Annotated in this window: 27 protein-coding genes and 1 tRNA gene; 9 read left to right on the top strand and 19 right to left on the bottom strand. The window is 64.4% G+C overall.

Features of this window, described 5'->3' with window-relative positions:
• The 8 genes from MK313_RS10720 to MK313_RS10685 form a co-directional block, all read right to left on the bottom strand.
• On the bottom strand, window positions 1-1,483 hold a 1,483-nt coding region (locus tag MK313_RS10720), incomplete at its 3' end, for an efflux RND transporter permease subunit (RefSeq protein ID WP_287781475.1).
• 12 nt (window positions 1,484-1,495) lie between these two features.
• A complete protein-coding gene (locus MK313_RS10715) occupies window positions 1,496-2,626 on the bottom strand; it encodes an efflux RND transporter periplasmic adaptor subunit (RefSeq protein WP_287781474.1) in 1,131 nt (376 codons plus the stop codon).
• A 103-nt stretch (window positions 2,627-2,729) separates the two neighbouring features.
• Window positions 2,730-3,506, bottom strand: a complete 777-nt coding sequence (locus MK313_RS10710; RefSeq protein ID WP_287781472.1) for a hypothetical protein — start codon at window positions 3,504-3,506, stop codon at window positions 2,730-2,732.
• 132 nt (window positions 3,507-3,638) lie between these two features.
• Window positions 3,639-4,316: a glutathione S-transferase family protein gene (locus MK313_RS10705; RefSeq protein WP_287781470.1), complete on the bottom strand. Its 678-nt coding sequence runs from the start codon at window positions 4,314-4,316 to the stop codon at window positions 3,639-3,641.
• On the bottom strand, window positions 4,313-5,347 hold the full coding sequence (locus MK313_RS10700) for a DUF4340 domain-containing protein (protein WP_287781468.1): 1,035 nt from the start codon (window positions 5,345-5,347) through the stop codon (window positions 4,313-4,315). Before MK313_RS10700 ends, MK313_RS10705 begins: the two co-directional genes overlap by 4 nt.
• Window positions 5,344-7,293 carry a GldG family protein gene (locus MK313_RS10695; protein WP_287781466.1) on the bottom strand — a complete coding sequence of 650 codons (1,950 nt, stop codon included), beginning with the start codon at window positions 7,291-7,293 and terminating at the stop codon, window positions 5,344-5,346. The genes MK313_RS10700 and MK313_RS10695 overlap by 4 nt, the downstream gene beginning before the upstream one ends.
• A 3-nt stretch (window positions 7,294-7,296) precedes the next feature.
• Entirely contained in the window at window positions 7,297-8,028 is a 732-nt protein-coding gene (locus tag MK313_RS10690) for an ABC transporter permease (protein WP_287781464.1), read from the bottom strand.
• A 4-nt stretch (window positions 8,029-8,032) separates the two neighbouring features.
• Window positions 8,033-8,971, bottom strand: coding sequence for an ATP-binding cassette domain-containing protein (locus MK313_RS10685; protein ID WP_287781477.1), 939 nt, complete (start codon window positions 8,969-8,971; stop codon window positions 8,033-8,035).
• Between the two features lie 205 nt (window positions 8,972-9,176).
• On the opposite strand from MK313_RS10685, the gene MK313_RS10680 reads away from it, so the two are divergent.
• On the top strand, window positions 9,177-10,898 hold the full coding sequence (locus MK313_RS10680; RefSeq protein ID WP_287781462.1) for an adenylate/guanylate cyclase domain-containing protein: 1,722 nt from the start codon (window positions 9,177-9,179) through the stop codon (window positions 10,896-10,898).
• Window position 10,899: 1 nt separating this feature from the next.
• Here the strand turns inward: MK313_RS10680 and MK313_RS10675 are convergent, their stop codons facing one another.
• Together MK313_RS10675 and MK313_RS10670 are read right to left on the bottom strand one after the other, a co-directional pair.
• Entirely contained in the window at window positions 10,900-11,475 is a 576-nt protein-coding gene (locus MK313_RS10675; protein ID WP_287781460.1) for a glutathione peroxidase, read from the bottom strand.
• Window positions 11,468-12,145 carry a sulfite oxidase-like oxidoreductase gene (locus tag MK313_RS10670; RefSeq protein ID WP_287781458.1) on the bottom strand — a complete coding sequence of 226 codons (678 nt, stop codon included), beginning with the start codon at window positions 12,143-12,145 and terminating at the stop codon, window positions 11,468-11,470. Before MK313_RS10670 ends, MK313_RS10675 begins: the two co-directional genes overlap by 8 nt.
• A 222-nt stretch (window positions 12,146-12,367) precedes the next feature.
• Here MK313_RS10670 and MK313_RS10665 point away from each other — a divergent pair, with 222 nt between their 5' ends.
• Window positions 12,368-12,997, top strand: coding sequence for a LysE family translocator (locus tag MK313_RS10665; protein WP_121219465.1), 630 nt, complete (start codon window positions 12,368-12,370; stop codon window positions 12,995-12,997).
• 4 nt (window positions 12,998-13,001) lie between these two features.
• Window positions 13,002-13,922 (top strand): cobalamin-binding protein, encoded by a 921-nt coding sequence (locus MK313_RS10660; RefSeq protein WP_287781455.1) that lies wholly within the window; start codon window positions 13,002-13,004, stop codon window positions 13,920-13,922.
• Between the two features lie 21 nt (window positions 13,923-13,943).
• Here the strand turns inward: MK313_RS10660 and MK313_RS10655 are convergent, their stop codons facing one another.
• The 5 genes from MK313_RS10655 to MK313_RS10635 all read right to left on the bottom strand — a co-directional run bounded on the left by MK313_RS10655 (window position 13,944) and on the right by MK313_RS10635 (window position 16,287).
• Complete coding sequence (locus MK313_RS10655; RefSeq protein ID WP_008945778.1) at window positions 13,944-14,234, bottom strand: HigA family addiction module antitoxin; 291 nt, start codon at window positions 14,232-14,234, stop codon at window positions 13,944-13,946.
• A gap of 14 nt (window positions 14,235-14,248) precedes the next feature.
• The gene (locus MK313_RS10650; protein ID WP_040708100.1) at window positions 14,249-14,527 is read right to left on the bottom strand and encodes a type II toxin-antitoxin system RelE/ParE family toxin; all 279 of its coding nucleotides are present in this window, start codon (window positions 14,525-14,527) and stop codon (window positions 14,249-14,251) included.
• Between the two features lie 64 nt (window positions 14,528-14,591).
• The gene (locus tag MK313_RS10645; protein ID WP_008945780.1) at window positions 14,592-15,155 is read right to left on the bottom strand and encodes a demethoxyubiquinone hydroxylase family protein; all 564 of its coding nucleotides are present in this window, start codon (window positions 15,153-15,155) and stop codon (window positions 14,592-14,594) included.
• A gap of 14 nt (window positions 15,156-15,169) precedes the next feature.
• The gene (locus MK313_RS10640; protein WP_287781452.1) at window positions 15,170-15,658 is read right to left on the bottom strand and encodes a disulfide bond formation protein B; all 489 of its coding nucleotides are present in this window, start codon (window positions 15,656-15,658) and stop codon (window positions 15,170-15,172) included.
• A 17-nt stretch (window positions 15,659-15,675) separates the two neighbouring features.
• On the bottom strand, window positions 15,676-16,287 hold the full coding sequence (locus tag MK313_RS10635) for a YqaA family protein (protein WP_121219461.1): 612 nt from the start codon (window positions 16,285-16,287) through the stop codon (window positions 15,676-15,678).
• Between the two features lie 75 nt (window positions 16,288-16,362).
• Here MK313_RS10635 and MK313_RS10630 point away from each other — a divergent pair.
• A tRNA-Leu gene (locus tag MK313_RS10630) sits at window positions 16,363-16,447 on the top strand.
• Window positions 16,448-16,453: 6 nt separating this feature from the next.
• On the opposite strand, the gene MK313_RS10625 is transcribed toward MK313_RS10630, so the two are convergent.
• A complete protein-coding gene (locus MK313_RS10625; protein WP_287781450.1) occupies window positions 16,454-17,863 on the bottom strand; it encodes an ABC transporter ATP-binding protein in 1,410 nt (469 codons plus the stop codon).
• Window positions 17,864-18,187: 324 nt separating this feature from the next.
• On the opposite strand from MK313_RS10625, the gene MK313_RS10620 reads away from it, so the two are divergent.
• Complete coding sequence (locus MK313_RS10620; RefSeq protein ID WP_287781448.1) at window positions 18,188-20,380, top strand: SEC-C domain-containing protein; 2,193 nt, start codon at window positions 18,188-18,190, stop codon at window positions 20,378-20,380.
• 147 nt (window positions 20,381-20,527) lie between these two features.
• A complete protein-coding gene (gene dusA, locus MK313_RS10615; RefSeq protein WP_287781446.1) occupies window positions 20,528-21,550 on the top strand; it encodes a tRNA dihydrouridine(20/20a) synthase DusA in 1,023 nt (340 codons plus the stop codon).
• Window positions 21,551-21,554: 4 nt separating this feature from the next.
• Here the strand turns inward: dusA and MK313_RS10610 are convergent, their stop codons facing one another.
• The 3 genes from MK313_RS10610 to MK313_RS10600 form a co-directional block, all read right to left on the bottom strand.
• Entirely contained in the window at window positions 21,555-22,001 is a 447-nt protein-coding gene (locus MK313_RS10610) for a MaoC family dehydratase (RefSeq protein WP_287781444.1), read from the bottom strand.
• On the bottom strand, window positions 21,998-23,062 hold the full coding sequence (locus MK313_RS10605) for a tartrate dehydrogenase (protein ID WP_287781442.1): 1,065 nt from the start codon (window positions 23,060-23,062) through the stop codon (window positions 21,998-22,000). Before MK313_RS10605 ends, MK313_RS10610 begins: the two co-directional genes overlap by 4 nt.
• 145 nt (window positions 23,063-23,207) lie before the next feature.
• The gene (locus MK313_RS10600) at window positions 23,208-23,462 is read right to left on the bottom strand and encodes a sulfurtransferase TusA family protein (RefSeq protein WP_008945788.1); all 255 of its coding nucleotides are present in this window, start codon (window positions 23,460-23,462) and stop codon (window positions 23,208-23,210) included.
• A 139-nt stretch (window positions 23,463-23,601) separates the two neighbouring features.
• On the opposite strand from MK313_RS10600, the gene MK313_RS10595 reads away from it, so the two are divergent.
• From MK313_RS10595 to MK313_RS10585, 3 genes are all read left to right on the top strand, one after another.
• Window positions 23,602-23,913: an ArsR/SmtB family transcription factor gene (locus tag MK313_RS10595; protein WP_008945789.1), complete on the top strand. Its 312-nt coding sequence runs from the start codon at window positions 23,602-23,604 to the stop codon at window positions 23,911-23,913.
• Window positions 23,914-23,933: 20 nt separating this feature from the next.
• Window positions 23,934-24,272: a rhodanese-like domain-containing protein gene (locus MK313_RS10590; RefSeq protein WP_287781441.1), complete on the top strand. Its 339-nt coding sequence runs from the start codon at window positions 23,934-23,936 to the stop codon at window positions 24,270-24,272.
• Between the two features lie 122 nt (window positions 24,273-24,394).
• Window positions 24,395-25,315: a sulfite exporter TauE/SafE family protein gene (locus MK313_RS10585; RefSeq protein WP_008945791.1), complete on the top strand. Its 921-nt coding sequence runs from the start codon at window positions 24,395-24,397 to the stop codon at window positions 25,313-25,315.
• Window positions 25,316-25,323 lie beyond the last annotated feature (8 nt).

Raw genomic sequence — 25,323 nt, 5'->3', positions numbered from 1 at the left:
GCGATTCGTGCGCCTTCAGCATCTTGGAGCACATCATCGGCGTCAGCGTCAGCGCGACGAAGCCCGACACGACAACGGCACCCGCCAGCGCCAGCGCGAACTCGATGAACAGCCGGCCGGTGCGGCCCTCGGCGAAGGCCACCGGCGTGAACACGGCGGCCAGCGTCATCGTCATGGCGATGACCGCGAAGGCGATCTCCTTGGTGCCGACGATGGCGGCGCCGAACGGCGTCTTGCCCATCTCCAGATGGCGGTGGACGTTTTCCAGCACGACGATGGCGTCGTCCACCACCAGGCCGATGGCCAGCACCATCGCCAGCAGGGTCAGCGTGTTGATGCTGAAGCCCATGGCAAACATGAAGATGAAGGCGCCGATCAGCGAGACCGGGATGGTGACCATCGGGATGATGGTGGCGCGCAGGCTGCGCAGGAAGAAGAAGATCACCAGCACGACCAGCACCACCGCCTCGATGATGGTGGTGAACACATTGTCGATCGACCGCTCGATGAAGACCGAGGTGTCGAAGGCCACTTCCGCCTGCATGTCGGGCGGCAGGTCGGCGACGATCTTCGGCAGTTCGGCGCGCACCGCCTTGGAGACTTCCAGCGGGTTGGCGGTCGCCTGCTTCACGATGCCCAGCGTCAGCGAATTCACGCCATTATAGCGCGAGACGCGGCGGTTATCGGCCGGCCCCAGCTCGGCACGGCCGACATCGCGCAGCTTCACCTGGAAGCCGTTCGCCTCCTTCAGCACGATGTTCTCGAACTGCTCCGGCGTCACCAGGTTGGTGCGCGACAGCACGGTGAATTCACGGCTGAGACTCTCGATGCGCCCGGACGGAATTTCCACATTCTGCTGGCGCAGCGCGTTCTCGACATCCTGGACGGTCAGATTGTAGCCGGCCAGCTTGGCGCGGTCGATCCACACCCGCATGGAGAAGCGACGCTCGCCATAGATGCGCACCTCGGCGAGACCCGGCAGGGTCTGCAGCCGGTCCACGAAGAAGCGGTCGGCATAGTCCGTCAGCTCCATGGAGGAGCGGCCCGGCGCGGAGAAGCCGACGAACAGGATCGGCGAGGCGTCGGCCTCCACCTTGGAGATCACCGGCTCCTCGATCTCCTCCGGCAGGCGGCCGCGCACGCGGCTCACCCGGTCGCGCACGTCGCTGGCCGCGACATCCGGGTCGGTGCCGAGGCGGAAGCGGATGGTGATGTCGGAGCGTTCCTGCCGGCTCCGGGAGATGATGGTCTCGATGCCCTCGATGCCGGAAATCGAGCTTTCCAGCACCTGCGTCACCTGCGATTCGATGATCTCCGCGCTGGCGCCCAGATAATCGGTACGCACGGAGACGACAGGCTCGTCGATGTTGGGATATTCGCGGACCGGCAGACGGTCGTAGCTGACCATGCCGACCAGCAGGATCATCAGGCTCATGACGGTCGCGAAGACCGGACGCCTGACGCAAAGCTCGAACAGGTTCAAGGGCCGCTCCCCTTAGCTGCCGGGGGCGGTGCGGCCAGTGCCGGCGACCGGCGCGCCACGACCGACCACATCGACCTTGATGCCATCGCGCAGCCGGAGCTGCCCGGCGACGACCACGACATCCTTCGGCTTCAGCCCGGACAGCACCTCGACCAGGCCGGGCCGGCGCTCGCCAAGCTGCACCTCGGTCAGCACCGCCTTATCCTCGACCAGTCGATAGACGAAGCGCTTCTGACCGACCGGCGTGACCGAGGATTCCGGCACCAGCACGGCATCCGGCCGGGTCTCGGCAATGATGGTCAGGCGGATGAACAGGCCGGGCGACAGGGCGAGATCGGGGTTGGGCACCAGCGCGCGGATGCGCAGCGAGCGGCCATTCACATCGACCTGCGGGTCGATGGCGTAGATTTCGCCGGTGAAGCTCTGGCCGGCCAGCGCGTCGGCGGTCATCTCGATCTTCTGGCCGACGCGAACCGCCGTCAGATAGACCTCCGGCACCCGGAATTCCGCCTTCAGCGGATCGATCTGCTGCAAGGTTACAATAGTATCAGCCGGCGTCACATAACGGCCGAGGCTGATGCTGCGCAGACCCAGCACGCCGGAGAAGGGCGCGCGGATCGTCGCCTTGTCCAGCCGCGCCTTGGCGAGATCGACACCGGCCTCGTCGGAGCGCAGCCGGGCAACCGCCTCGTCGCGGGCGCGCACCGTGCCTGTACCCTGCTTCAGCAGCGTGTCGGCCCGGTCGTAATTAGCCTTGGAAAGCGACAGGTTGGCCTGCGCCTGGGCGAGTTCGGCCTGGAGGATATCCTTGTCCAGCTCGACCAGCGGAGCGCCGCGCTCAACGCGCTGCACATCCTGGAACAGGATGCGCGAGATTCGGCCAGAGATTTCCGGCTGGATCGTCACCGCCTCGTTCGGCAGCAGCGAGCCGACGGCAGTGATTTCCGTACGCACCGTATCGACGGTCACCTCGGCGACCTCGACTGGCGGGCCGGCATTCTGCTGCGGCGCGGGTTTTGCGGTCTGGCCATTCGCACTTTGGGCTATCGCGGCGGACCGCTCAGCCTTCAGATGATAGGCCACCCCGCCGCCCGCGGCAGCCAGTACCAGCAGCCCCGCCAGAATCTTCCAGCCTGCGCTCATCGCTTTCCGTATCCATGTCGAAGGGCAGAAATCCGCATTTCCGCGCTTCCTGATAATGAGGCCGGGTCGCAAAGAGTCAAGGCGCCTTACAGGCTTAAGGCCGTTATGCGGCCGCGCTCGACGGGCTTTCGGCCGCCGCCACGCCCGATAGTGCCCCGGGGATGGGCATGGCGGGGATCGCCCCGGCCAGAGCGCCGCTCTCGGCGGACTCGGCGGCCGCCGCATTTTCCTGCGCCTTCGCCCGGCTCGCCGCCAGTTCCGGCGCGATCACGAAATTCGCCCGGCGCACCCGCACCCGGTTGATCATGCCGTCGGAGATTTCCTGCGCCGTCGCCGTCAGGAAGACTTCCACCTCGCCCTTGGTCAGCTGCACGAGCCGGCCCTGCGCCAGGGCGGAAAGCTCGCCCTCAAGAGCGGGGCGCAGATCGGGCAGCAGGTCGCGCACCATCTGCGTATGGCCGGGGCGCGGCACTTCGAGGTCGATCTCCAGTTGATAGACCCGGTCCGGTTCGGCCTCGTCGCCCAGCGGCACGATCAGTGGGCTACCCGGCCGCACGATGTTCAGCTGGCCCAGCACCATCAGCCGCCGCCGCCGGTGGGCGAGCTGCGCCAGCATCACCATGACGACGACGAACAGCGCGGTGACGGCAATCACGAAACCGGTGGTGGCAATCACCGCGTCGCGGATCGCCATGCCTTCCAGATCGAACGGTCGCAGATAGCTGCCGAACAGCAGGATGAAGGGGGCATCGCCATCGAATATGGCGTCATAGCCGGCCAGCGTCGCATAGACATGCAGGCCGAGATTCCAGAAGGCGAGCGCCAGAACGGTGATGTAGAACGCGGAAAGTGCTGCGATCACACTGTTGTAGGGTGGCATGCGGAACCCTTTGCGCAACGCCCGGACAGGGCGGGCAAGAGAATGCCAGCAGCGCCCCCGGCAATCCAGCGGTATTTTGCGGCCATACCCGGTTGCTCCACCACCTATGGTAGCGTGGCGATGCGTGCCGGGCTAGAACGCCAGCCGTCCGTAGAGGTTATCGAAGGGCAGCATGACATGCGCCCGGTAGGCCGGGCGCTCCTGAAGCCGGGCGAACCAGGCCTGGACATTCGGCACCTCGGGATAGTCCAGCCCCATGCCGAAATAGCGGAACAGGCAGGCCCCCGCCGGGATGTCGGCCAGCCCCAGCCGGTCGCCGGAGAGATAGGGCCGGTCCGAAAGCTCGGCGTCCAGCACGCGCATATATTGGGCGCAGGCATCCTGCTTCACCCGGATCGCGGTCCAGTCGCGCCTGTCTTCCGGTGTGCGGTAATAGCCCCAGAACAGGCCGGTCAGGAAGGCCGGCTGCAGGGCGGTGGCCGACCAGTCCATCCAGCGCTCATCCCGGGACCGGGCCGCCGGATCGTCGTGCCAGAAGGACTGCTTGCCATAGACCGCCGCCAGATAGCGCAGGATGGCGTGGGATTCCCAGACCACCGTGCCACCCCCATCACGGGCAGCATCACGGATCACCGGCACCTTGCCGTGAGGGTTCATCGCGCGGAACTCCGGCGTATCCAGCCCGCCGGCATCGCCCCCGGCATCGATATGGGTGTGCGGGATGCCCAGCTCGCCAATCAGCCACATCACCTTCTGCACGTTGAAGGAGTTGCGCCGGCCCCAGATCGTGAGCCCAGTTTGGTCGCTCACGAGGAGCCTTCCTGCTTCTTCGCCAGATCCTCCAGCTTGCGGCGCAGCTGTTCGTTCTTGAAGTCGGCCAGCCGGTAGGCCCAGCCCTCGGCCCGCGCATTGATCTCGGCAGCTTCCGCCTTCACCTCGTCCGCGGCATCGGGGAGGGCGGCGGCGGTGTAGCGTGTCCACAGCTTGCCGTCGCGCTCGGCGAAGCCGATGGTCACGGCCAGCCCGTCAAAGGTGGTGTAGCGCGTCACCGCATCCTGCAGCGCGATCCCCTCGGCCGGCATCACGGCGTCGAACACCAGCTTGTCCAGCGTGCCTGCGGTGGCGTTCACGGTGAACTGGTTCTCCACCTTCATACCCTCGGGCAGATCGACGATGCGGAACTCATTGCCCTCGCGGCTGTCCTTGGCGACCGTCAGGCTGCCACCCTCGGGATGATCGATGACCACCTGCTTCACCCGGCCGCGCGACACGTCGGCAATGCGCCGGTCCAGCCAGTCGATGGCTTCGGTGCGCGGGTCGAGCCGGCTTTCCGCCAGGAAGGCCTGCCCGCCATCAGGCCGGCGCACATAATGCGCATCAGGCTGGCCACCCTGGCCGAAGCGCTTCTTGCCGACGATCAGCTCGGCCAGCACCTTGCCGGCGCCATCCAGCACGGTGACCCGGCGGGAGCGGGCCTCCGCCGCATCCAGCGGCTCGACCTCCAGCCGGGCGAACATCTCCGGCCGTTCGGTCTTGGCCTCGACGATCCGCATGTCGGCAAGCGCCAGCAGCAGCGCGCGCACCGCCTCGCCCCGCGCCGGGTAGTTATGCGCATTCTCGACCACCCAGCCCTCGCCGGCCCGGACCAGCGTCACGCTGTCGCGCCGATCCTCCAGCTGGATGGCGGCAACCTCGTTCAGCCGGTCGGTCAGGCTGGGGAACACCGGCTCGGCGCTGACGCTGCCGATGGCTGCGGCATGGCGCTGCCAGGCGGCATGGCCGGCGGCACCGACCGCAAGCAGGGTCACGACGAACAGGATCCAGAAGCCGCGGGCGGTCATGCGGATGCTCCTTTCCCCGAAGGCGTTACGGCTATCGCACCGCGCCGGCGCCGGGCGGCGCGGGCGAGGCCGACAAGGATAGCGGCCAGCACCACGAGCAGCGGCACCAGACCGATATTCAGGAACAGCAGGCGGGTCTGCAGCGCGTCGATATCCTCGCGCAGGGAGCGCTGCACGGTGCGCAGCTCCCGCCGTGCCTCCAGGATATCCTCCTGAATCTTGGCGATCTCGGCGCGCTGCGCATTGGTCAGGATGGCACCGCCACCCGGCGCGTCCTTGGAGCGCAGTTCCTCCAGCCGGGCCAGCGAGGCCTGCAGGCGTTCCTGCAGCGCCTCCTCCTGCGCGCGGAAGCGCTGGTCGGCCTCGCGGCGCATTTCCTCGATCACCGTGAAGGGCCGGGCGATCATGCCGCGCCCGCGCAGATCGACCAGCGCCGAGCTGCCCGACAGGCTCTCCAGCAGATTCATGACGAAGTCGCCATTGTTGGCGAAGGGCGTCACTACCTGCTGGCCGAAGAAATCCTGCACCTGGACCCAGAACCGGTCATCCAGCAGGTCGGTATCGGCGATCACCGCGAACATCGCCTCGCCCTGCGATTCGGTGCGGAATTCCGGCAGCTCCTTCGGTGCCTCGGTTTCACCCTCCGGCACAGGACGGCCGTCCGGGAAGGCGGTGGCGAGCCGGCCCTGGAAGCGCGCGGCCAGCACCTTCGCCTCACCGCCCGGCTTGTACTCGCGCAGCAGCCCCTGCGGATCGGGGCGCGGCCGCAGCCGGTCCACCGGGATCATCATCGATTCCGGGCTGGTGGTGATCAGCGGCGTCATGGTGAGGCCGGCACCCTCCGCCAGCCCGACCGCGCCGGCGCTGGCCATGGACAGGCGCTGCAACTCACCGGTGACCGGCAAATCCTGATTGATGTTGCCGCGCTGCAGATTCAGCCAGACCACGAAATCGACCGGCACCACCTGGCTGCCGGCGCCGGCATTCACCCGGCGCGCGGCGCGGCGGTCGCCGACCACCTCGCCCTGCGAGACGGTGACACCCCATTTATCGAACAGGGCGGGCAGCGCGCTGGCCGTATCCAGCTTCGGCTGGCCCGACGGATCGGGGATAGTGGCGTCAGCCTCGGAATAGGGATCGACGAAGAAGATCGCGCGGCCGCCGGCCATCATGAACTGGTCGATGGCGTAGAGCGTCTTTTCCGGCAGGTTCTTCGGATGCACGACGAACAGCACATCGACATCCGGCGCCACCCGGTCGATGGCGGTGCCGATGGTGCGCACCTGAAAGACCTGTCGCATCTGCTGCAGGATCGTCCAGGGCGGGGCGACCTGCCCGCCGGGCATGAAGCGCCCTTCCAGCGGCAGGCCGGCGATCATGCCGACCACCTTGCGTTCCGGGTTGGCCAGATTGTTCACGATGCGGGTCAGGTCATACTCCAGGAAGCGCTCGCGCTCCGGCTGGAAGAAGGGGATGACCTGCTCGTCATCGGTCAGGTTGGTGCCGACCAGGCCGAAATAGACCTGCTCGCCGGACTGGTCGATGGGCACGCCCTGCAGCCCGAAGCTGACCGCGCGGTCCTCCACGGTCGAGAAGGGCTCGGGGTCGAAAATCTCCAGCTGGATCTTCCCGCCGGCCAGATTGGCGTATTCCTGCAGCAGGTTGCGCACGCGCTGGCCATAGGCGGCATAGGCCGGCAGCTCGCGCCCCAGCCGCTCGGAGAAGAAGAAGCGCAGGGTGATCGGCTCCTCGATCTTCGACAGCGTTTCGCGCGTACCGGACGACAGGGTGTAGAGCCGGTCCTCGGTCAGGTCGAGCCGGGCCGAGGTGAAGGTGACGCTGGAATAGACATTGACCGCGACGAACAGCAGCGCGACCAGCGCCAGCGACAGCCAGGCATAGGAAGGACGCACAAGAGAGGAACGGGTTTGCGGGGTCTTGGCCATGGTTCAGCGCCCCTTCTTCAGATCGACCAGCAGCGCCGTGGCCCACAGGAAAGCCAGGATCGCCGAGAGATAGAAAATGACGTCGCGCAGATCGATGACGCCGCGCGTAATGTCCTGGAAATGCGCCAGGAAGCTGAAGGAGCGCAGCGCCTCCAGCACCGGTGCCGGCGCCCAGCCGGTGAAGAAGGACAGCACCAGCGAGGAGCCTGCGGAGACGAAGAGGACACCGACCGCCGCCGTCAGCACGAAGGCGATGATCTGGTTGCGGGTCAGCGCGGACAGCGCCGAGCCCAGCGCCAGATAGGCGCCGGCCAGCAGCGCGCTGCCGATATAGGATGCCAGGATCACGCCATTATCCGGATCGCCGAGATAATTGACAGTGATCCACAGCGGGAAGGTCAGCGCCAGCGCGATGGTCGTGAAGGCCCAGGCGGCGAGGAACTTGCCGGCGACCGCGCTGCCGATGGACACCGGCAGGGTCAGCAGCAGCTCCAGCGTGCCGCTCTTGCGCTCCTCCGCCCACAGCCGCATCGCCACGGCCGGGGTCAGTACGAGATAGAGCCAGGGATGGAAGCCGAAGAAGCCCTGCAGGCTGGCCTGCCCAGCCTCGAAGAAACTGCCGACGAAGAAGGTGAAGGTCGCCGTCAGCATCAGGAAGATGACGATAAAGATATAGGCCAGCGGCGTCAGGAAATAGCTCGCCAGCTCGCGCTTGAAAATCGCCCAGACACCCATCGTTCTAGCCCTGTTTTCCGGTCTTTTTCGGATTGGTGATGTCGCGGAACACCTCATCGAGGCGGCCGCGCTCCAGCCGGATTTCGTCCGCCGCGATATCGGCTTCGCGCAGCGCCTGGCTGACCGCCGGCAGGATGGTCTTGCGGCGCTGCGCCAGCACGGTCAGCGTGCCGTCCCCCTCCTCCAGGCCGGCGGCGCCCGGAATATCCGCCAGCGCCTTGCGGGCGGCAGGCAGGGCACTCTTCTTCAGCCGCACGGTGACAGCATTGTGCAGACGTGACCGCGCTTCCAGCTCGGCCGGGGTACCGTCGGCGACGATCTGCCCGCCGGCAATCACGACGGCGCGGCTGCACAGCGCGTCCACCTCCTCCAGGATATGGGTCGAGATGATGATGGCCTTGTCCTTCGCCATGCTGCCGATCAGCGTGCGCACCTCATGCTTCTGGTTGGGGTCGAGACCGTCGGTCGGCTCGTCCAGCACCAGCACCTCGGGGTCGTGCAGCAGCGCCTGCGCCAGCCCGACGCGGCGCTTGAAGCCCTTGGACAGCGTATCGATCGGCTGGTACAGCACGCCGCCCAGCGTGGTGCGGTCGATGGCGGCCTCGATCTTCGCCTTGCGGTCAGCGCCCTTCAGCCCGCGCACATCGGCGCAGAATCCAAGGAACCCCAGCGGCGTCATGTCGCCATAGGCCGGCGCGCCTTCCGGCAAGTAGCCGATGCGGCGCTTCACCTCGATCGGCTGGCGGCCGACATCGAAGCCGCACACCTCGGCGCTGCCCCCGGTCGGCTCCAGGAAGCCGGTTATCATCTTCATGGTGGTGGATTTACCGGCGCCATTGGGGCCGAGGAAGCCCAGCACCTCCCCCCTGGCGACGGCGAAGGAAATGCCGTCAACGGCACGGATCGGCCCGAAATGTTTCGCCAATCCGCTGACTTTGATCATCTCGGTCACTGACCGCTCCCCCTGTTCCGCCTTTTGCGCCTTCAGCGTTTCGTTCCCGGCCGTACCTGCTTCCCCCCACGGGATGGCGGCCTTCACTTTTCGACCCGCTGATTTACGAATGCAGCGCTATTTTTCAAGAGCTTGTGGCAAAATCTTGGCGACAGCCCCGCAACCGGCAGGGCTTTTAAGCCGGAGACCCTAGGACATGGCGGCGGCGGAGGCCACAAAGAAAGCCATTGATGGCGCCGCGCTGGTCCGGCGTACCCGGCTGGGCAGCGGCCTGGTGCTGGCGTTTTTCGTCATCACGCATTTCCTCAACCATTCCCTCGGCCTGATCTCGCTGGAGGCGATGGAGCAGGGAAGGCTCTATTTCATGGCCTTCTGGCGCGCCAAGACCGCGATGTATGTGCTGTATGGCGCGCTGCTGACGCATCTGGCGCTCGGCCTCTGGTCGCTCTACAAGCGCCGGCCGATCCTGCGCGTGCCGCCCTGGGAGCTGGCGCAGATGGCGCTGGGCCTGTCGATCCCGCCGATCCTGGTCGGCCATGTGTTCGACACGCATTTCGGCTTCACCCTGGCCGGGGTGGACGATACCTACGCCTATGTCCTGCTGCTGCTGTGGGTGGAGCGGCCCTATGGCGCGGTGCTGCAGATCGCGCTGCTGCTGACTGCCTGGCTGCATGCCTGCATCGGCCTGCATTACTGGCTGCGTATCCGGCCCTGGTATCCAAGGGCCGTTCCGGCGCTCTATACGATCGCCCTGCTGCTGCCGGTGCTGGCGCTGCTGGGCTTCGTGCAGGGCGGGCTGCAGGTGATCGCGCTGGCCGAAACGCCGATGTGGCTGGAAAGCTACAAGCAGACCATCGACTATCCCGACGCGGCAGGCTGGGCGCGCATCCGCAATGCGGCGGAGACCGGTCAGCAGCTGTTCCTGGGCGGCATCGCGCTGGCGCTGCTGGGGCGCGGCGCGCGGCGGCTGGCGGGGCTGCGCCGCAAGGGGGCCAGCGTGCGCTACCCCGATGGCGGGATCTGCCACATCGCCCCCGGCACTACGATCCTGGAGGCCAGCCGCATTGCCGGCCGGCCGCATGCATCGGTCTGCGGCGGGCGCGGGCGCTGCTCCACCTGCCGGGTGCGCATCGATGCCGGCGAGGAGTGCCTGCCGCCGCCGGCACCGGAGGAGGCACGCGTGCTGCGCCGGATCGCCGCCCCGCCGAAGGTGCGGCTGGCCTGCCAGGCGAAGCCCGCCGGCGATGTGCAGGTGACGCCGCTGCTGCCGGCCGCCGCCAGCGCCCGCGATGCTTTGCGCGCCGGCCGCGAGTCCGGCGGGCGGGAGCAGCAGGTGGCGATCCTGTTCGCCGATCTGCGCGGCTACACGAAGCTGTCGGAGGACCGGCTGCCCTTCGACACGGTGTTCCTGCTGAACCGCTATTTCGCCGAAACCGGACAGGCCATCACCGGGGCGGGCGGGCGCATCGACAAATTCATCGGCGATGGCGTGATGGCGCTGTTCGGCGCGGAGGATGGCGCCGACCCCGCGCTGGCCTGCCGGCAGGCGCTGGCCGCCGCGCGCGCCATCGGCGAGGGGCTGGACCGGCTGAACCAGGCACTGTCGCACGAGTTGAAGGAACCGCTGCGCCTGGCCATGGGGCTGCATGTCGGGCCGGCCATCGTCGGCGTGATGGGCTATGGCCCGGCGATGGCGCTGACCGCCATCGGCGATGCTGTGAACACCGCCAGCCGGTTGGAAAGCATCGCCAAGGAACGCGATGCGCAGCTGGCTGTCTCGCAAGCGCTGGTTGCGCTTGCCGGGATGGAGGCCGGCGCCGGCCTCGACGCCCACCCGCTTGAGGATGTCGCGATTCGCGGCAAGCGCGAGCCGATGCCGGTGCGCCTTGTCGCCCGCGCCGCCGACCTGCCGGGATAAGCTACTTCGCCAAAAGGGTATCGACCGTGTCGGTAACGGTGCGGCTGTCCGGCTTCACCGTGGAGGGCCAGGCGGCGGCGATGGTGCCGTCAGGCGCCAGCAGATATTTGTAGAAGTTCCAGCGCGGCGCCTTGGACTCGCCCAGCGTGTCGGCGATCCAGCGATAGAAGGGATGGGCGTCCGCCCCGGTGACCGGATATTTCGCGGTCATCGGGAAATCGATCCCGAAATTCACCTCGCAGAACTGCTTGATCTCATCGGTGCTGCCCGGCTCCTGCCCGCCGAAATCGTTCGACGGCACGCCGAGCACGACGAGGCCGCGGTCGCGGTACTTTTCCCACAGCGCCTGCAGCCCCTCATACTGGGGCGTGAAGCCACAGCGCGAGGCGGTGTTTACCACCAGCACCGGGCGGCCGCGATACTGGTCCAGCGGCAGGGCACCGCCATCGATGGACTCGAAGCTGAAATCGAAGCCGCTTCCCGTCCCGGTCGCCGCCGGGGCCGATTGCGGCAATACCGTGCTGACGGCAGCAGCGACCAGCATGCCGGCGAAGCTGGCGAGGCCCTTCTTAGCCATATCGTTCCTCCTTCCACGGGTCGCCATTGTTGTGATAGCCGCGCACTTCCCAGAAACCGGGGGCGTCCCGGTCCACGAAGCGGATGTCGCGCAGCCACTTGGCGCTCTTCCAGAGATAGAGCTTCGGCAGGATAAGTCGAACCGGTCCGCCATGTTCGCGGGTGATCGCCTTGCCTTCCCACTTCGTCGCCAGCAGCACATCGGCATCGTCGAAGGCCGACAGCGGAATGTTGGTGGCATAACCGTCATAGCTTTTCAGAATGACGAATTTCGCCTCCGGCTTCGGCTTCACGACCGACAGCAGATGCCGCGCCGACACGCCCTCCCAGCGATTGTCGAAGCGCGACCAGGCGGTCACGCAATGCATGTCGGAGGTATCCTCGAACACCGGCTGCGCCATCAGCGTCGCCCAGTCCCAGCTGACCGGGTTCTCGACCAGCCCGGTGACCGAGAGCTTCCATTCCTTCTGCGTGACCACCGGATGGGAGCCGAGGTCCAGCACCGGCCAGTTCTTCACCTCGCGCTGGCCCGGCGGCAGCTTGCGCTTCGCGGGGCTCGCCGTCTCGCCGGTCAGCAGCCGGCCGTCACGGGCCCATTTCTGCTTGGTCTCGATCAGCTTGCGCTTGATCGGCCCGAAGATATCGCCGCCGCTATCGCCATCCTGGGGCATCGCCGTCTCTTTCATGAGAATTGGTGCCTAAACATAAGACGTCCGCCCCGCCTGGCGAAGCCCCCGCCCGTTCACGCCTGCGCGAGGCTCGCATATCCCGACATGCGGTAGAAGGCCCGCCCCGCATCGTGTATTCATGGGACACGGCTCCATCCTACCAGAAGCAACAACAAGCCATGCCCGTTCTGTTCCTTCCGCCAACAGCCCTGACCTGCCAGCACAATGCATGACTGGCTGTTCCTGAAGTCGATCCTGGCCGGCCTCGCCATCGCCGCCCCGGTCGGTCCGGTCGGTGTACTGTGCGTGCACCGCACCGTGCTGGAAAGCCGGCTGCACGGGCTGGTCTCCGGGCTGGGAGCGGCGGTGGCGGATGCGCTCTATGGCGTGGTCGCGGCCTTCGGGCTGGCCGCCATCGCGCATCTGCTGCTGGACCATACGGCGGAGATGCAGCTGGCCGGCGGCATCCTGCTGCTGGGCATGGGGGTAAAGACCTACCTGAAGAGGACCGCCACCCTGCCGAAGGGGCAGGAGCCGCTGCGCATGCATTCGCTGCTGGGGGATTTCTGCACCACCTTCGTGCTGACACTGATCAACCCGATCACCATCCTGGCCTTCGCCGGCATCTTCGTGGCGCTGGGCGTCTTCATCGACGCCGACAAGGCGCTGCTCGACCCGATCCTGGTGGTGCTGGGTGTCTTCATCGGGTCGTGCCTGTGGTGGTTCGGCATCGCACTGGGGGCCGGGCTGCTGCGCGGCCGGCTGGACATCCACCATCTGGAATGGATGAACAAGATTTCCGGCGCACTGATTTTCATCTTCGGCGCCGCCGCACTGATCGACCTGGCGATCTAGTCTCATGGCCGCTCCCCGCATCGTCAGCCTGCTGCCCAGCGCCACCGAGATCGTGGCCGGCCTCGGCCATGCCGGCAATCTGGTCGGGCGCAGCCACGAATGCGACTTTCCCGACGGCCTCGGCGAGTTGCCCGTCGTCAGCCGGCCGCGTATCGACATCACCGTGCCGTCGGCTGAGATCGACCGGCAGGTGAAGCAGGCGGCGCGCAACGCGCTGTCGGTGTTCGAGGTGGACGAGGCAATGCTGGCCGAGTTGCAGCCAGACGTGATCGTCACCCAGGATCTGTGCAAGGTCTGCGCGGTCAGCCTGGGCGAGGTGGAGCAGGCGGCCTGCGAGCTGACCGGCCGGCCGGTGCGCATCGTCTCCTGCAGCCCGGCCAGCCTCGCGGATATCTGGACCGACATCCGCCGCGTCGCCCGCGCGCTGGGGGCCGTCCGTCAGGGCAAGGCGCTGATCGACCGGCTGACGCTCGCCATTGAGGGGATCGAATCGCAGACGCGGCTGATCGAGCCGAAACCGACCGTGGCCTGCATCGAATGGCTGGACCCGCCGATGGCGGCCGGCAACTGGGTGCCGGAGCTGATCGCACGCGCCGGCGGCGTCAGCCTGTTCGGCGAGGCCGGGAAGCATTCACCCTGGCTGGAGCTGGAGGCGCTGCAGCGGATCGACCCGGACGTGGTGGTGATCGCGCCGTGCGGGTTCGAGATTCCGCGCACCCTGTCGGAGATCACCAGCCTCACCGGCCAGCCCGGCTGGGCCGACATGCGCGCGGCGCGGGACGGGCGCGTCTTCGTCGCCGACGGCCATCATTTCTTCAACCGGCCGGGGCCGCGCATTCTGGAAACGCTGGAAATCCTGACCGAGATCCTGCATCCGGGCCGCTTTGCCTTCGCCCATGAAGGCACCGGCTGGGTCAGGCTGTGACCGGCGCAATGGAACCCGACTTCAGGCGGCCTGCGCGATCCGGTCCACCTTGATCTCATCGGCACGCTTCATCGCCTGCGCCAGATCGTAGGCCGCCTGCAGCCGGTACCAGGTTTCGGCACCGCCGCCGAAAGCCTTGTCGAGCCGGATCGCCATTTCCGGGGAAATGCCGGCATGACCGTTCACCAGATCGGAAAGCTGCTTACGGCTGACGCCAAGGCGCTTCGCCGCCTCGGACACTGTGAGGCCGAGCGGCTCCAGACAATCATGCCGCACGGACAGACCGGGGTGCGGCGGGTTCTTCATCGACATGGCGGCCTCCTTCCTCAGTGGTAATCGACCAGATCAACATCGTGGGCGTCGCCACCCTCCATCCGGAATATGATCCGCCAGTTACCGGTCACTGTGACGGACCAGAAGCCTTCCAGAGTGCCTTTCAGCGCATGCAACCGCCATCCGGGTAGGTCCATCTCCGAAGCATTCCGCGCCTGATCCAGACGGGCGATCACGCGTTCGATCTTATCGGCCTGTTCCGGCGGCAGCCGACGCCTCTCTCCCTTCTCATAGAGAAGCTTCAGACCCTTATGTCGGAAGCTGCGGATCACGTGAAAAGTGTAACGTGACACCTATCAAATTGGCAAGCGTAGGAAAACAGGCGCAGCTTGTCTGCTACACCCGCTCCGACAGCCAGATGGCGAGGCGGGAGCCGGCCTTGATCGCGCCGCGCATCAGCTCGAAGCCCGGCGTCTGCTCGGCGCCGTGCTCATAGCCGATATCGCGGTGCTCGAGCTCCTCGGCGCGGAACCGCTCGATGGTCTCGCGCAGCGGCGCCTCGTCCTCGCCCAGCTTCTCGGCCTGCTGGCGGTAATGCTCGTCGATGGTCTCCTCGACCGCGACGGTACACGCCATCGCCGCCTTCTCCCCCATCAGCGCGGTCGCCGCCCCCAGCGCGAAGCCGGCGACATGCCACAGCGGCTGCAGCGCGGTCGGGCGCACCCGGCGTTCCACCATCATCCGGCTGAAGGTGTCGAGATGCTCCAGCTCCTGCTCGTGCATGTGGCGGATGGTGGCGGCGGAGGGGGATTTGCCCAGCACCGCGAGCTGGCCCTCATAGATGCGGCGCGCGCCATACTCGCCGGCCTGATCGACCCGGATGATGCGGGCGATCAGCTCCTCGCGGGTCAGGTCGCCGGGCAGCCGGTCCTCAGCAGTAACGCGAGGATGCTTGCTCATGCCTTGTCTCCATCTTACTTGCGGCGCGCGGCCAGCCAGAGAGCAGCCGCACCGAGCGCCAGCGACAACAGGAAGTTATAGCCTGCCATGGAAATGCCAAGCAGGGACCATGGCACCTCGTCGCAGCGCACCACGGGGGCGGCCAGCACCTGGGCGCGCAAATCTTCCAGCGTCATCGCCCCGCCGGCCGGCGCGCCGCAGCCCGATGTGCCCTGCCACCAGCCCTGCTCCACCCCGACATGAAAGCCGGCGATGCCGCCACCGACGAGGAAGGTCAGCCCGGCCAGCCCCAGCATGATCCGCGCCGCCGCCGGATGCCGCCTTGCCAGCGCGAAGCCGGCCAGACCGAGCGCAATCGTCGCCACATAGGGCCAACGCTGATAGACGCACAGCACGCAGGGCTGAAGCCCGCCAACATATTGCGACAGCAGGGCAGCGCCCAGGATGGCGGCGCTGAGCAGGGCGGTCGCCAGGCTGGCGAGGCGGAGATCGATGCGGTTCATGAAGGGAAACTCCGCGTTCACAGCAGATATTTCAAGGCGACGAATCCGCCCACCAGCAGGATGAAGAAGGCAGCGGTCAGCTTGCCGAGATGCGCTTCGATGACCTTGCGGATCGGCGGGCCGAAGCGCCAGAGCAGTGCGGCCACCAGGAAGAAGCGCGCGCCGCGTGACACGGCCGAGGCCAGCATGAAGATGCCGAAATCCATCGCCGTCACGCCGCTGGCGATGGTGATGACCTTGTAGGGGAAGGGCGTGAAGCCGGCGCCGGCGACGATCAGCCAGCCCTGCTCGTTATAGAGTGCGGAGAATTCCGCGAATTTTGCGGCATAGCCGTAGAAATCCAGCACCGCGCGGCCGACGCTCTCGAACAGGAACAGGCCGATGGCATAGCCGAACGCCCCGCCCAGCACCGAGGCCAAGGTGCAGATCGCGGCGTAGCGGAAGGCGCGGCTGCGGTCGGCCAGCACCATCGGGATCAGCATCACATCGGGCGGGATCGGGAAGAAGCTGCTCTCCGCGAAGGAGACTCCGAACAGCGCCTTTTCCGCATGGCGGTGGGCCGACCAGCGCAGCGTCCAGTCATACAGCCGGCGCAGCGCCGAGGGCCGGGAAACCGTATCGCTGCTCATGCAGGCTCCAAACCGAGATTGACGGCGGGCCGTCCGCGACTAATATGCCGACCCGTCTGAGGACGCCTCTGCCGTGCGGGCGTGGTGAAATTGGTAGACGCGCCGGACTCAAAATCCGGTTCCGAGAGGAGTGTCGGTTCGAGTCCGACCGCCCGCACCATCATTCTTACTCTCCCGCCTTTCGATCCTGTTCCGCGCCGCCCGAGATCACGGCATGGCCGCTGCGGAAGGCGAAATCCACCATGCCACGCCCGTTATAGGATTTCTCCGGCAGGACGGAGAACATCAGCGCGTCGGCGATGCGATGCAGCGGCTGGCGCGCGCCATCCTTCACCGCCGAACAGCCGACGCTGGCGAAATAGGTGCCGGCCAGCAGCCGGCAGGAAAACACGTGCCGCGCCTCGATCACGCTGCCGGCCGGCACGAACGGGATGGTCTCGTCGGCCAGTACCAGCGAGCCGCCGCCCAGCATGACGCCGTTCATCGACTGCATGCTGACCGAGAAACCGACATCGCGGGCCTCCTCCTCGAAGCGCACGCGGTAGCGCACGATATACTCCTCGCCGCGCTTAAGCATGTTCACCCGCGCGCCCGGCGTGCCATCGGAACCGATCAGGCAGATCGCCGGTTCCGAGATGACGGCCCCCGCCGGCTCGTGCATCAGCATGCTCTCGGGCTTCAGGGACTCGTCGAAATAGGCGGCATCCGCCTGCCGCTCGCCCTGGGCCTCAGCCGCGCCGTTGCCGTTCGATCCGTTCTCCGTCTCGCGCGCCAGCAGCAGCGGCTTCGGGTCGCCATTATGCGCCTTCAGCTCCTGCCGGTAGGCCTCGTAGCGCGCGCCCTCCATATAGAGCATGCGGCGATAGGCGACGATCACCTCGTCCGGCTTGCCGTCCACCAGCTTCTCGCCGCGGTCCAGCAGGATGGCGCGGTCGCACAGCTCGATGACGCTGCGCGCATTGTGGCTGACGAACAGGATGGTGGTGCCGCGCGACCGGAGGTCCGCCATGCGGGCGATGCATTTGCGCTGGAACGCCTCGTCGCCGACCGCCAGCGCCTCGTCCACGATCAGGATTTCCGGCTCGATGCAGGTGGTGACGGAGAAGGCCAGCCGCACAGTCATGCCCGACGAATAGGTCTTCACCGGCTGGTCGATGAAATCGCGGATGCCGGCGAACTCCACGATCTCCTCGAAGCGGGCGGCAATCTCCTCGCGCTTCAGCCCCAGCATGGCGGCATAGAAGAAGATGTTCTCGCGGCCGGTGAATTCCGGGTTGAAGCCCGACCCCAGCTCCAGCAGCGCCGCCAGCCGGCCATTCACCGCGACAGTGCCGGAGGTGGGCGCCAGCGTGTTGGCGATGAGGTAGAGCAGGGTCGATTTGCCCGAACCGTTGCGCCCGACCAGACCGACGCACTCCCCCGCCTTTACCTCGAAGGAGACATCGTTCAGCGCCTCGAAGGCGCGCACCGGCTTGGCCGCCAGTCCGAAACCGGCATGCAGCAGACGCTCCAGCGCCGTGCGGTACAGGAAATACCGCTTGGTGACGTGCGAGACGGCGATGCGGGTCTGGGTCATGCGACTCCCATGAGGGACCGGGCCGGCTACAGGCCAAGGGCCAGGCCAGAGGGCCGTCCTGGCGGACAGGCAACAGCAGCGCCCCTCACCGGAGCGCGCGGCCCTGACCTCTAGTACGATCCGCCCCGAAAATCCATCCCGGAGTGGGGGGAACGGTTTACGCAAGCACGATTTTGCTGGCTTTACTAATTGTAATGTTTCAACCTAAAGTATTGAAATATAAATACTACAACCAGGCCTGAAGCAGGCCACGTTTGCATTACCTCACAGAAGGCCGAAACTATTGCCACTAGAGCTAGGACTTAAATAAATTGGGGGACTTTTATGAAAAAAGAAGAAATAACAGCAAAAAACTCAAGAATGGAATCTGAAGTATTCGAGGATTTAAGAATTCTTTGCAGCTCTCCAGGATACATACATGCCATCGCATATTTCTGCTGGCGTGATAATCTTATTCGTTTTTCTGGAAAGCAGATCATAGAGGCTGATGTCCAGCGTCAATACTCCCACAAGCAGTTAATTAGGACTGAAATTTCGACACTCATTGGCCTAATGGCGAAAGGGGAGATTGATATGGACATCCCCATGTCATCTACCCTTCAAGATTACATAGACCAGTCAGAAACACTGCTCCATGAAATGCATATGAGCCTCCAGAAACCCTGGCTAGCCGCATTTGAAGTGGCCGCAAAAAATCCTAAGAAAGCAAATCGCATTGATCCATTTAATACCGCCGAAGGATTAAGAGAACCTATTTTCTACGGTGGTGAATCGGCTTACAATTTTCAGTATGAAGAATTATCATTACAAAAATATAAAGAAGATAACGACTGGCTTATATCAAAATTTGGGTTTTCAATTGATGAAGCCTGCATTGTTTCTCGAAAGCTCAGAGACTTTCAGATGCAAAAAATCATGGGCCTTCGTGAGGCGACGGTCAAGCTTCATCCAAGTCAATGGACTTTCCTGCCTGGATACATTTTTAAAGCTCAAGATTTAGAAAAGACAACAGGATTTGATAGTGAAAAAATAGAACGCATTCTGATGGCATTTACCATTGATCTAAAAAAGAAAAATTCTTCCTTTTCTAGCCTTAGCGCCTTTAATGAAGCAAATGCCGCTCCGATTATAAAAATAGACAGCGATTCATACGTACTCTTCCAGCATTACAGTCTGCTAGAAGCGCTTTATGAAGCACCATTCTTTTGGATGGCCGCAGACAAATCCTACGCCTCAACAGCTTCTAAGAACCGCGGAGCTTTTGCTGAACAGTTCTTGGCAGATCGTCTTACCCGTGTGTTTGGGCCCCGGCATGTCTTTCGCAATGTGGATATCTATAAGGGGAAAGATCGCGTTACGGAAGCAGATGTCTTGGTCGTGTATGGAGACCGAGCGATTATATTTCAAGCCAAATCAAAACGGTTAACCATTGAGGCGCGTAAAGGAAACGACCTGCAGCTAAAGGGCGATTTTAAAAAGGCGATTCACGATGCCTATGATCAGGCCTTGCTGTGCGCGGACGCACTCTTAGACAATCAATGTCAGTTCGTATCATCGTCCGGTAATAAAATAGAGTTTGCGAAGAGACCGACGAAAATATTCCCTGTGTGTTGTGTATCGGATCATTTTCCTGCCCTGGCTGCGCAGGTTCGGCAGTTCTTGAAAACCAGAGCCACAGGAAATATACAATCACCCATAATTTCCGATTTGTTTTTTATCGATGTACTCACAGAAATACTAGAAACGCCATTACAGCTTCTAAATTACATCACTCTAAGATCTAAATTTGATAAAAAAATACTGGCAAATCAAGAATTAACGAACCTAGGATATCATCTAAAACAAAACCTTTGGTTGGAAGATAAATATAGCATGGTGAACTTGGCTGACGATTTCACCAGTTCCCTCGACATCGCAATGCTCGCACGTAGATTAGGAGCTCCCGGGGAACGAACACCAAAAGGCATTCTAACTCGCTTTGAAGGGACGCCCATTGGTAGATTAATTTCTGAATTTGAAGCTAGTGCAATTCCTGAACTTGTCGGACTTGGAATGCTGTTCCTTCAGTTCAGCTCCGATACCGCCACCCATATCAACAAAGGCATTCATCGATTGCTTAATTCCGCAGCCAAAGACGGGCGACATCACGACTTTTCTTTGCCATCGGCTTCAGACAAGTCAGGCTTCACCATTCACATCAATTCACTACCGGAAGAGTCCGCTAAAGAGCGTTTGCTTACCCACTGTGGACTAAAGAAATACGATACTAAATCGGATGTTTGGTATGGGCTGCTCCTTGCTCCCGGAACTGGAGATATCCGAGGTGCGGTAGCCATCGAAGAGAAATGGAAACGCGACCCGCGTATGGAGAAAGCAATCTCTGCATTACCTAAAAAGCCAATGGTTCCGGTTAAGATGCTGTCGCGAGGTAAATTGCATAGTAAAGTGGGGCGCAATGAACTATGCCCGTGTGGCAGTGGGAAAAAATACAAGAGGTGCTGTTTAGGCCAATCCTGATCGCTATTCGCCATCTCGCTGACTAACACCAACCTACTTTACGGCTGGCTTTCTACAGCGATGGCAGCAATGCGAACCATAGATGTGAACCGAATCCCCCATCCCCCCACATTGACGTGCGCGCGGATAAGACGTACCTGAAGCGCCATGAAGGCTCCGCCCGCGCATATTCTCTCCGTCGCCCCGATGATGGACTGGACGGACCGGCATGACCGCTTCTTCCTGCGGCAGATCAGCCGGCATGCGCTGCTCTATACCGAGATGGTGACGACCGGCGCCGTGCTGCATGGCGACCGGCAGCGGCTGCTGCGCTTCGACGCGGCCGAGCATCCGGTCGCCTGCCAGCTGGGCGGGTCGGAGCCGGACGATCTGGCGCGCGCGGCGGAGATCGTCGCGGGCTTCGGCTATGACGAGGTGAACCTGAATTGCGGCTGCCCCAGCGACCGGGTGCAGAAGGGCCGCTTCGGCGCCTGCCTGATGGCCGAGCCGCAGACCGTCGCGGCCGGCGTGAAGGCGATGATCGCCGCCACCTCCCTGCCGGTCACGGTGAAGTCGCGCATCGGCGTGGACGAGATGGAGGATTACGCCGACCTGAAGCGCTTCATCGAAACCGTCGCGGATGCCGGCTGCCGGACTTTCATCGTGCATGCACGCAAGGCCTGGCTGAAGGGGCTGAGCCCGAAGGAGAACCGCGAGATTCCGCCGCTGCGCTACGAGCTGGTCTATCGGCTGAAGCAGGAGCTGCCGGAACTGACCATCGTGCTGAATGGCGGCGTGACCTCGCTGGACCAGGCGGCGGCGCATCTGGCAGAGGTCGATGGCGTGATGATCGGGCGTGCGGCCTATCAGGAGCCCTATATGCTGGCCGAGGCCGACCGGCGCTTCTTCGGCGCCTCCGCGCCCGCGCCCAGCCGTCGGCAAGCGCTGGAAGCCTTCATCCCCTATGTCGAGCGGGAACTGGCCGAGGGCACGCCGCTGGCCCACATGACCCGGCATATTCTGGGCCTCTATAACGGGCTGCCGGGTGCCCGCGCCTTCCGCCGGTATCTGTCGGAGAACGCGCACCGGCCCGGCGCGGATGCATCGCTGATCCTGGAAGCGGCGGCGAAGGTGCGGCTGCCGGCGCTTTCCGACGCCTCGCCCTCTGGCTTCTCCGACGCGGCGGATTGATAAGCTAGGCCGGCCTTCTGCGCACGATCTGCGCGGCCTTGAAGCTCATCACCTTCTCGCCGTTCTGGTTGAAGGTCTCGTAGCCGAAGGTGACGAAGCCGCGGTCCGGCTTGGAGCCGGAGGCGCGCACCTCCAGCACCGACAGCACCACCTTCAGCGTGTCACCTGGCCTGACCGGCTGCTGCCAGCGCAACTCGTCCATCCCGAAGGCGCCCATGCCCGACTCGGCGATCAGCCCCAGCTGGTAGGTCAGCCGGAAGCTGACCGCCAGCGTCTGGAAGCCGCTGGAGATCAGCCCGCCGAACGGGCCGGCCTCCGCCGCCGGCTTGTCGATATGGAAAGGCTGCGGGTCGTACTGGAAGGCAAAGTCGAGGATCTGCGCTTCCGACAGCGTGACGCCCGGCGTCTCGAAACGCTGGCCGACCGCGAAATCCTCGAACCACAGGGTCATGACGACGCCACGACCTCGGCAATGGCGGAGCCGAGATCGGCGGTGCTGGCCTGGCCGCCCAGATCCGGCGTCTTCGGCCCGCCTTCCTTCAGCACCGTCTCGATGGCCTTCAGGATGGCGTCATGCGCGTCCTGATAGCCCATATGCTGCAGCATCATCGCGCCGGACCAGATCTGGCCGATCGGGTTGGCGATGCCCTTGCCGGCAATGTCCGGGGCGGAGCCGTGCACCGGCTCGAACATCGAGGGGTGCTTGCCCTCCGGGTTCAGATTGGCCGAGGGCGCGATGGCGATGGTGCCGGTGGTCGCGGGCCCGAGGTCCGACAGGATGTCGCCGAACAGGTTGGAGGCCACGACCACGTCGAACCAGTCCGGGTGCTGCACGAAATGCGCGGTCAGGATGTCGATATGGAACTGGTCCGTCTTGAAGCCCGGATAGGCCTGCTTCATTTCCTCGAACCGCTCGTCCCAGAACGGCATGGTGTGGATGATGCCGTTCGACTTGGTGGCCGAGGTGACATGCTTGCCGCGCCGCGCCGCCAGCTCGAAGGCGAACTTCATCACGCGGTCCACGCCGCGCCGGGTGAACACCGATTCCTGGATCGCCATGTCGTGCTCGGTGCCGCGATTGTGGCGGCCGCCCATCGAGGAATATTCGCCCTCGCAATTCTCCCGCACGACGTAATAGTCGATATCGCCCGGCTTGCGGCCGGCCAGCGGGCTGCGCACGCCCTCGAACAGGCGCACCGGGCGCAGATTCACATACTGGTCGAATTCGCGGCGGATCGGGATCAGCAGGCCCCACAGCGAGACATGGTCCGGCACGCCGGGCCAGCCGACCGCGCCCAGGAAGATCGCCTCATGGCCGGAGAGCTGCTCGATGCCGTCCTTCGGCATGAACTCGCCGGTATCCTTGTAGCGCTCGCACGACCAGTCGAAATGGGTGAACTCGTAGTCGATGCCGAACTTGCGGCCGGCGGCGTCCAGCACCTTCAGCCCCTCGGGCACCACCTCGGTGCCGATGCCGTCGCCGGGAATGATCGCGATCTTGTGGGCAGCCATGGGCCTCTTCCTCTTAATGCGGTCTTCAGTGCTGGGTTGTTAACCAGGTATTTTCCATTGGGCGGCACTCTATCCCGCAAGGTGCGAAACCCGCAAGAAACCGCCCTGATTGCTGCTATGCACAAAACGCAGGTGAGCCCCGCTCCTATGCCGGGCGTTCCAGCAGGATGGTATAGACCTCGCCGGCCTGGTCCCAGGACAGGTAGCGTGTGCCCGTCGCCTCGCAGAAAGCCTCGAAATCCTTGACCGCGCCGGGGTCCGTGGCCAGCACCTTCAGCTGTCCGCCGGGCGGCACCTCGCGCAGTTTCTTGCGGGCCTTCAGCACCGGCAGCGGGCATTTCAGACCCGTCGTATCCAGCTCGACCGCCTGCGTCGCTCCGCCGCACGCTTCCTTATTCATTGGCATTTCCTGTTTTTTCCACTAGATAAGCGCAGCAACTGGTTCGCAATACGCCATCCTTAGCGGTGGCAGGGTATGCGGACCGTCCCGCAAGCTGTTACCGGCTTCTCACCATATAGGGTTTATCTAGGAAATCGCGATGTTCAAGCAGAACACCCGACGTGCCAGCGCCGTACTGAAAGCCATGGGCAACGAGCGCCGCCTTCTCATCCTCCACCTCCTGGCGAGCGAGGGCGAGAAGTCCGTCAGCGAGCTGGAAAAGCTGGTGAAGCTGAGCCAGTCCGCCCTGTCCCAGCATCTGGCCCGGCTGCGCCGCGACGGGCTGGTGAAGACCCGCCGCTCGGCCCAGACCATCTTCTACTCGGTCTCGACCGAGGAGGTGACCACCATCCTCAACACGCTGTACGGCCTCTACAACTCTGCCCCGGTGCAGCAGGCCGACGCGGCCTGAGGCCTGACGGAGCGGCCGGCATGAGCGCACCCGACATCCGCATCGAATCGCCGGAAACCATCCAGGACTGGATGAGCCGCGACGAGGTGCTGCTGGTCGATGTGCGCGAGCCGCAGGAATGGGCACAGGCCCGCATTCCCGGCGCCATGCTGCTGCCGCTCTCTTCCTTCGACCCGGCGGCGATCGACCTGCCGCCGGGCAAGAAGCTGGTGTTCCACTGCCGCAGCGGCGTGCGCTGCGGTGCCGCGGCCGAGATGCTGGCGGCATCCGGACTGGCGCCCAAGGGCGCGCCGATCCACCGGCTGGGCGGCGGCATCATTGCCTGGGAGCAGGCCGGCCTGCCGATCGAACAGGGCTGAGCGGGCCAGGCGGTAAAAATACCGCGATACCGACACTATCCATTGCGTACCGTTGTGGTTAGCGCCACACTATAAGCGCCCTTGATCGGCGCGCGTCCTTATTCTGGCGGCCCACGCGACCCATGCATGTCTATCTGCCCATCGCCGAAATGTCGGTGAACGTCATCCTGATTCTCGGGATGGGATGGGTGGTGGGGTTCCTCTCCGGCATTTTCGGCGTCGGCGGCGGCTTCCTGATGACGCCGCTGCTGATCTTCATCGGCATTCCCCCCGCTGTCGCGGTCGGCACCCAGGCCAACCAGATCGTCGCCGCCTCGGTTTCCGGCGTCATCGCGCAATGGCGGCGCAAGAATGTCGATTTCAAGATGGGCGCGGTGCTGCTGGCCGGCGGTCTGTTCGGCTCGACCATCGGCGTCTGGGTGTTCAGCTGGCTGCAGACGCTGGGCCAGATCGACCTCATCATCTCGCTGCTCTACGTCTTCCTGCTCGGCATCGTCGGCCTGCTGATGCTGCAGGAATCGCTGCGCGCGATCGTGCGCCGCCGGCGTGGTGTGGCCCGGCGCGGCAAGCTGCACGAACATAACTGGCTGCACGGCCTGCCGCTGAAGATGCGGTTCCGCCAGTCCAAGCTCTATATCAGCGCGCTGCTGCCCTTCGCCATCGGCGCCGTGGTCGGCATCCTGTCGGCGATCATGGGTGTCGGCGGCAGCTTCATGCTGATGCCGGCGATGATCTATCTGCTGGGCATGCCGACCGCCATCGTGGTCGGCACCTCGCTGTTCCAGGTCATCTTCGTCACCGCCAACGTCACCTTCCTGCAGGCCTACCAGAACCAGACGGTGGACGTGTTCCTGGCGCTGCTGCTGCTGGCCGGCGGCGTGCTGGGGGCACAGACCGGCGCGCGCTTCGGCGCCGCCCTGCGCGGCGAGCAGCTGCGGGCATTGCTGGCGCTGCTGGTGCTGGTCGTCTGCGGCAAGCTGCTGTTCGACCTGGTGGCGGTGCCGGGCGACTTCTATTCCCTGCAGTTCCCGGGGCGGCCATGAGGGGGCGG

It is taken from the genome of Oceanibaculum sp., from assembly GCF_022449305.1.
Lineage (GTDB): Bacteria > Pseudomonadota > Alphaproteobacteria > Oceanibaculales > Oceanibaculaceae > Oceanibaculum > Oceanibaculum indicum.
This window is presented reverse-complemented; position numbering and strand designations above follow the sequence as displayed.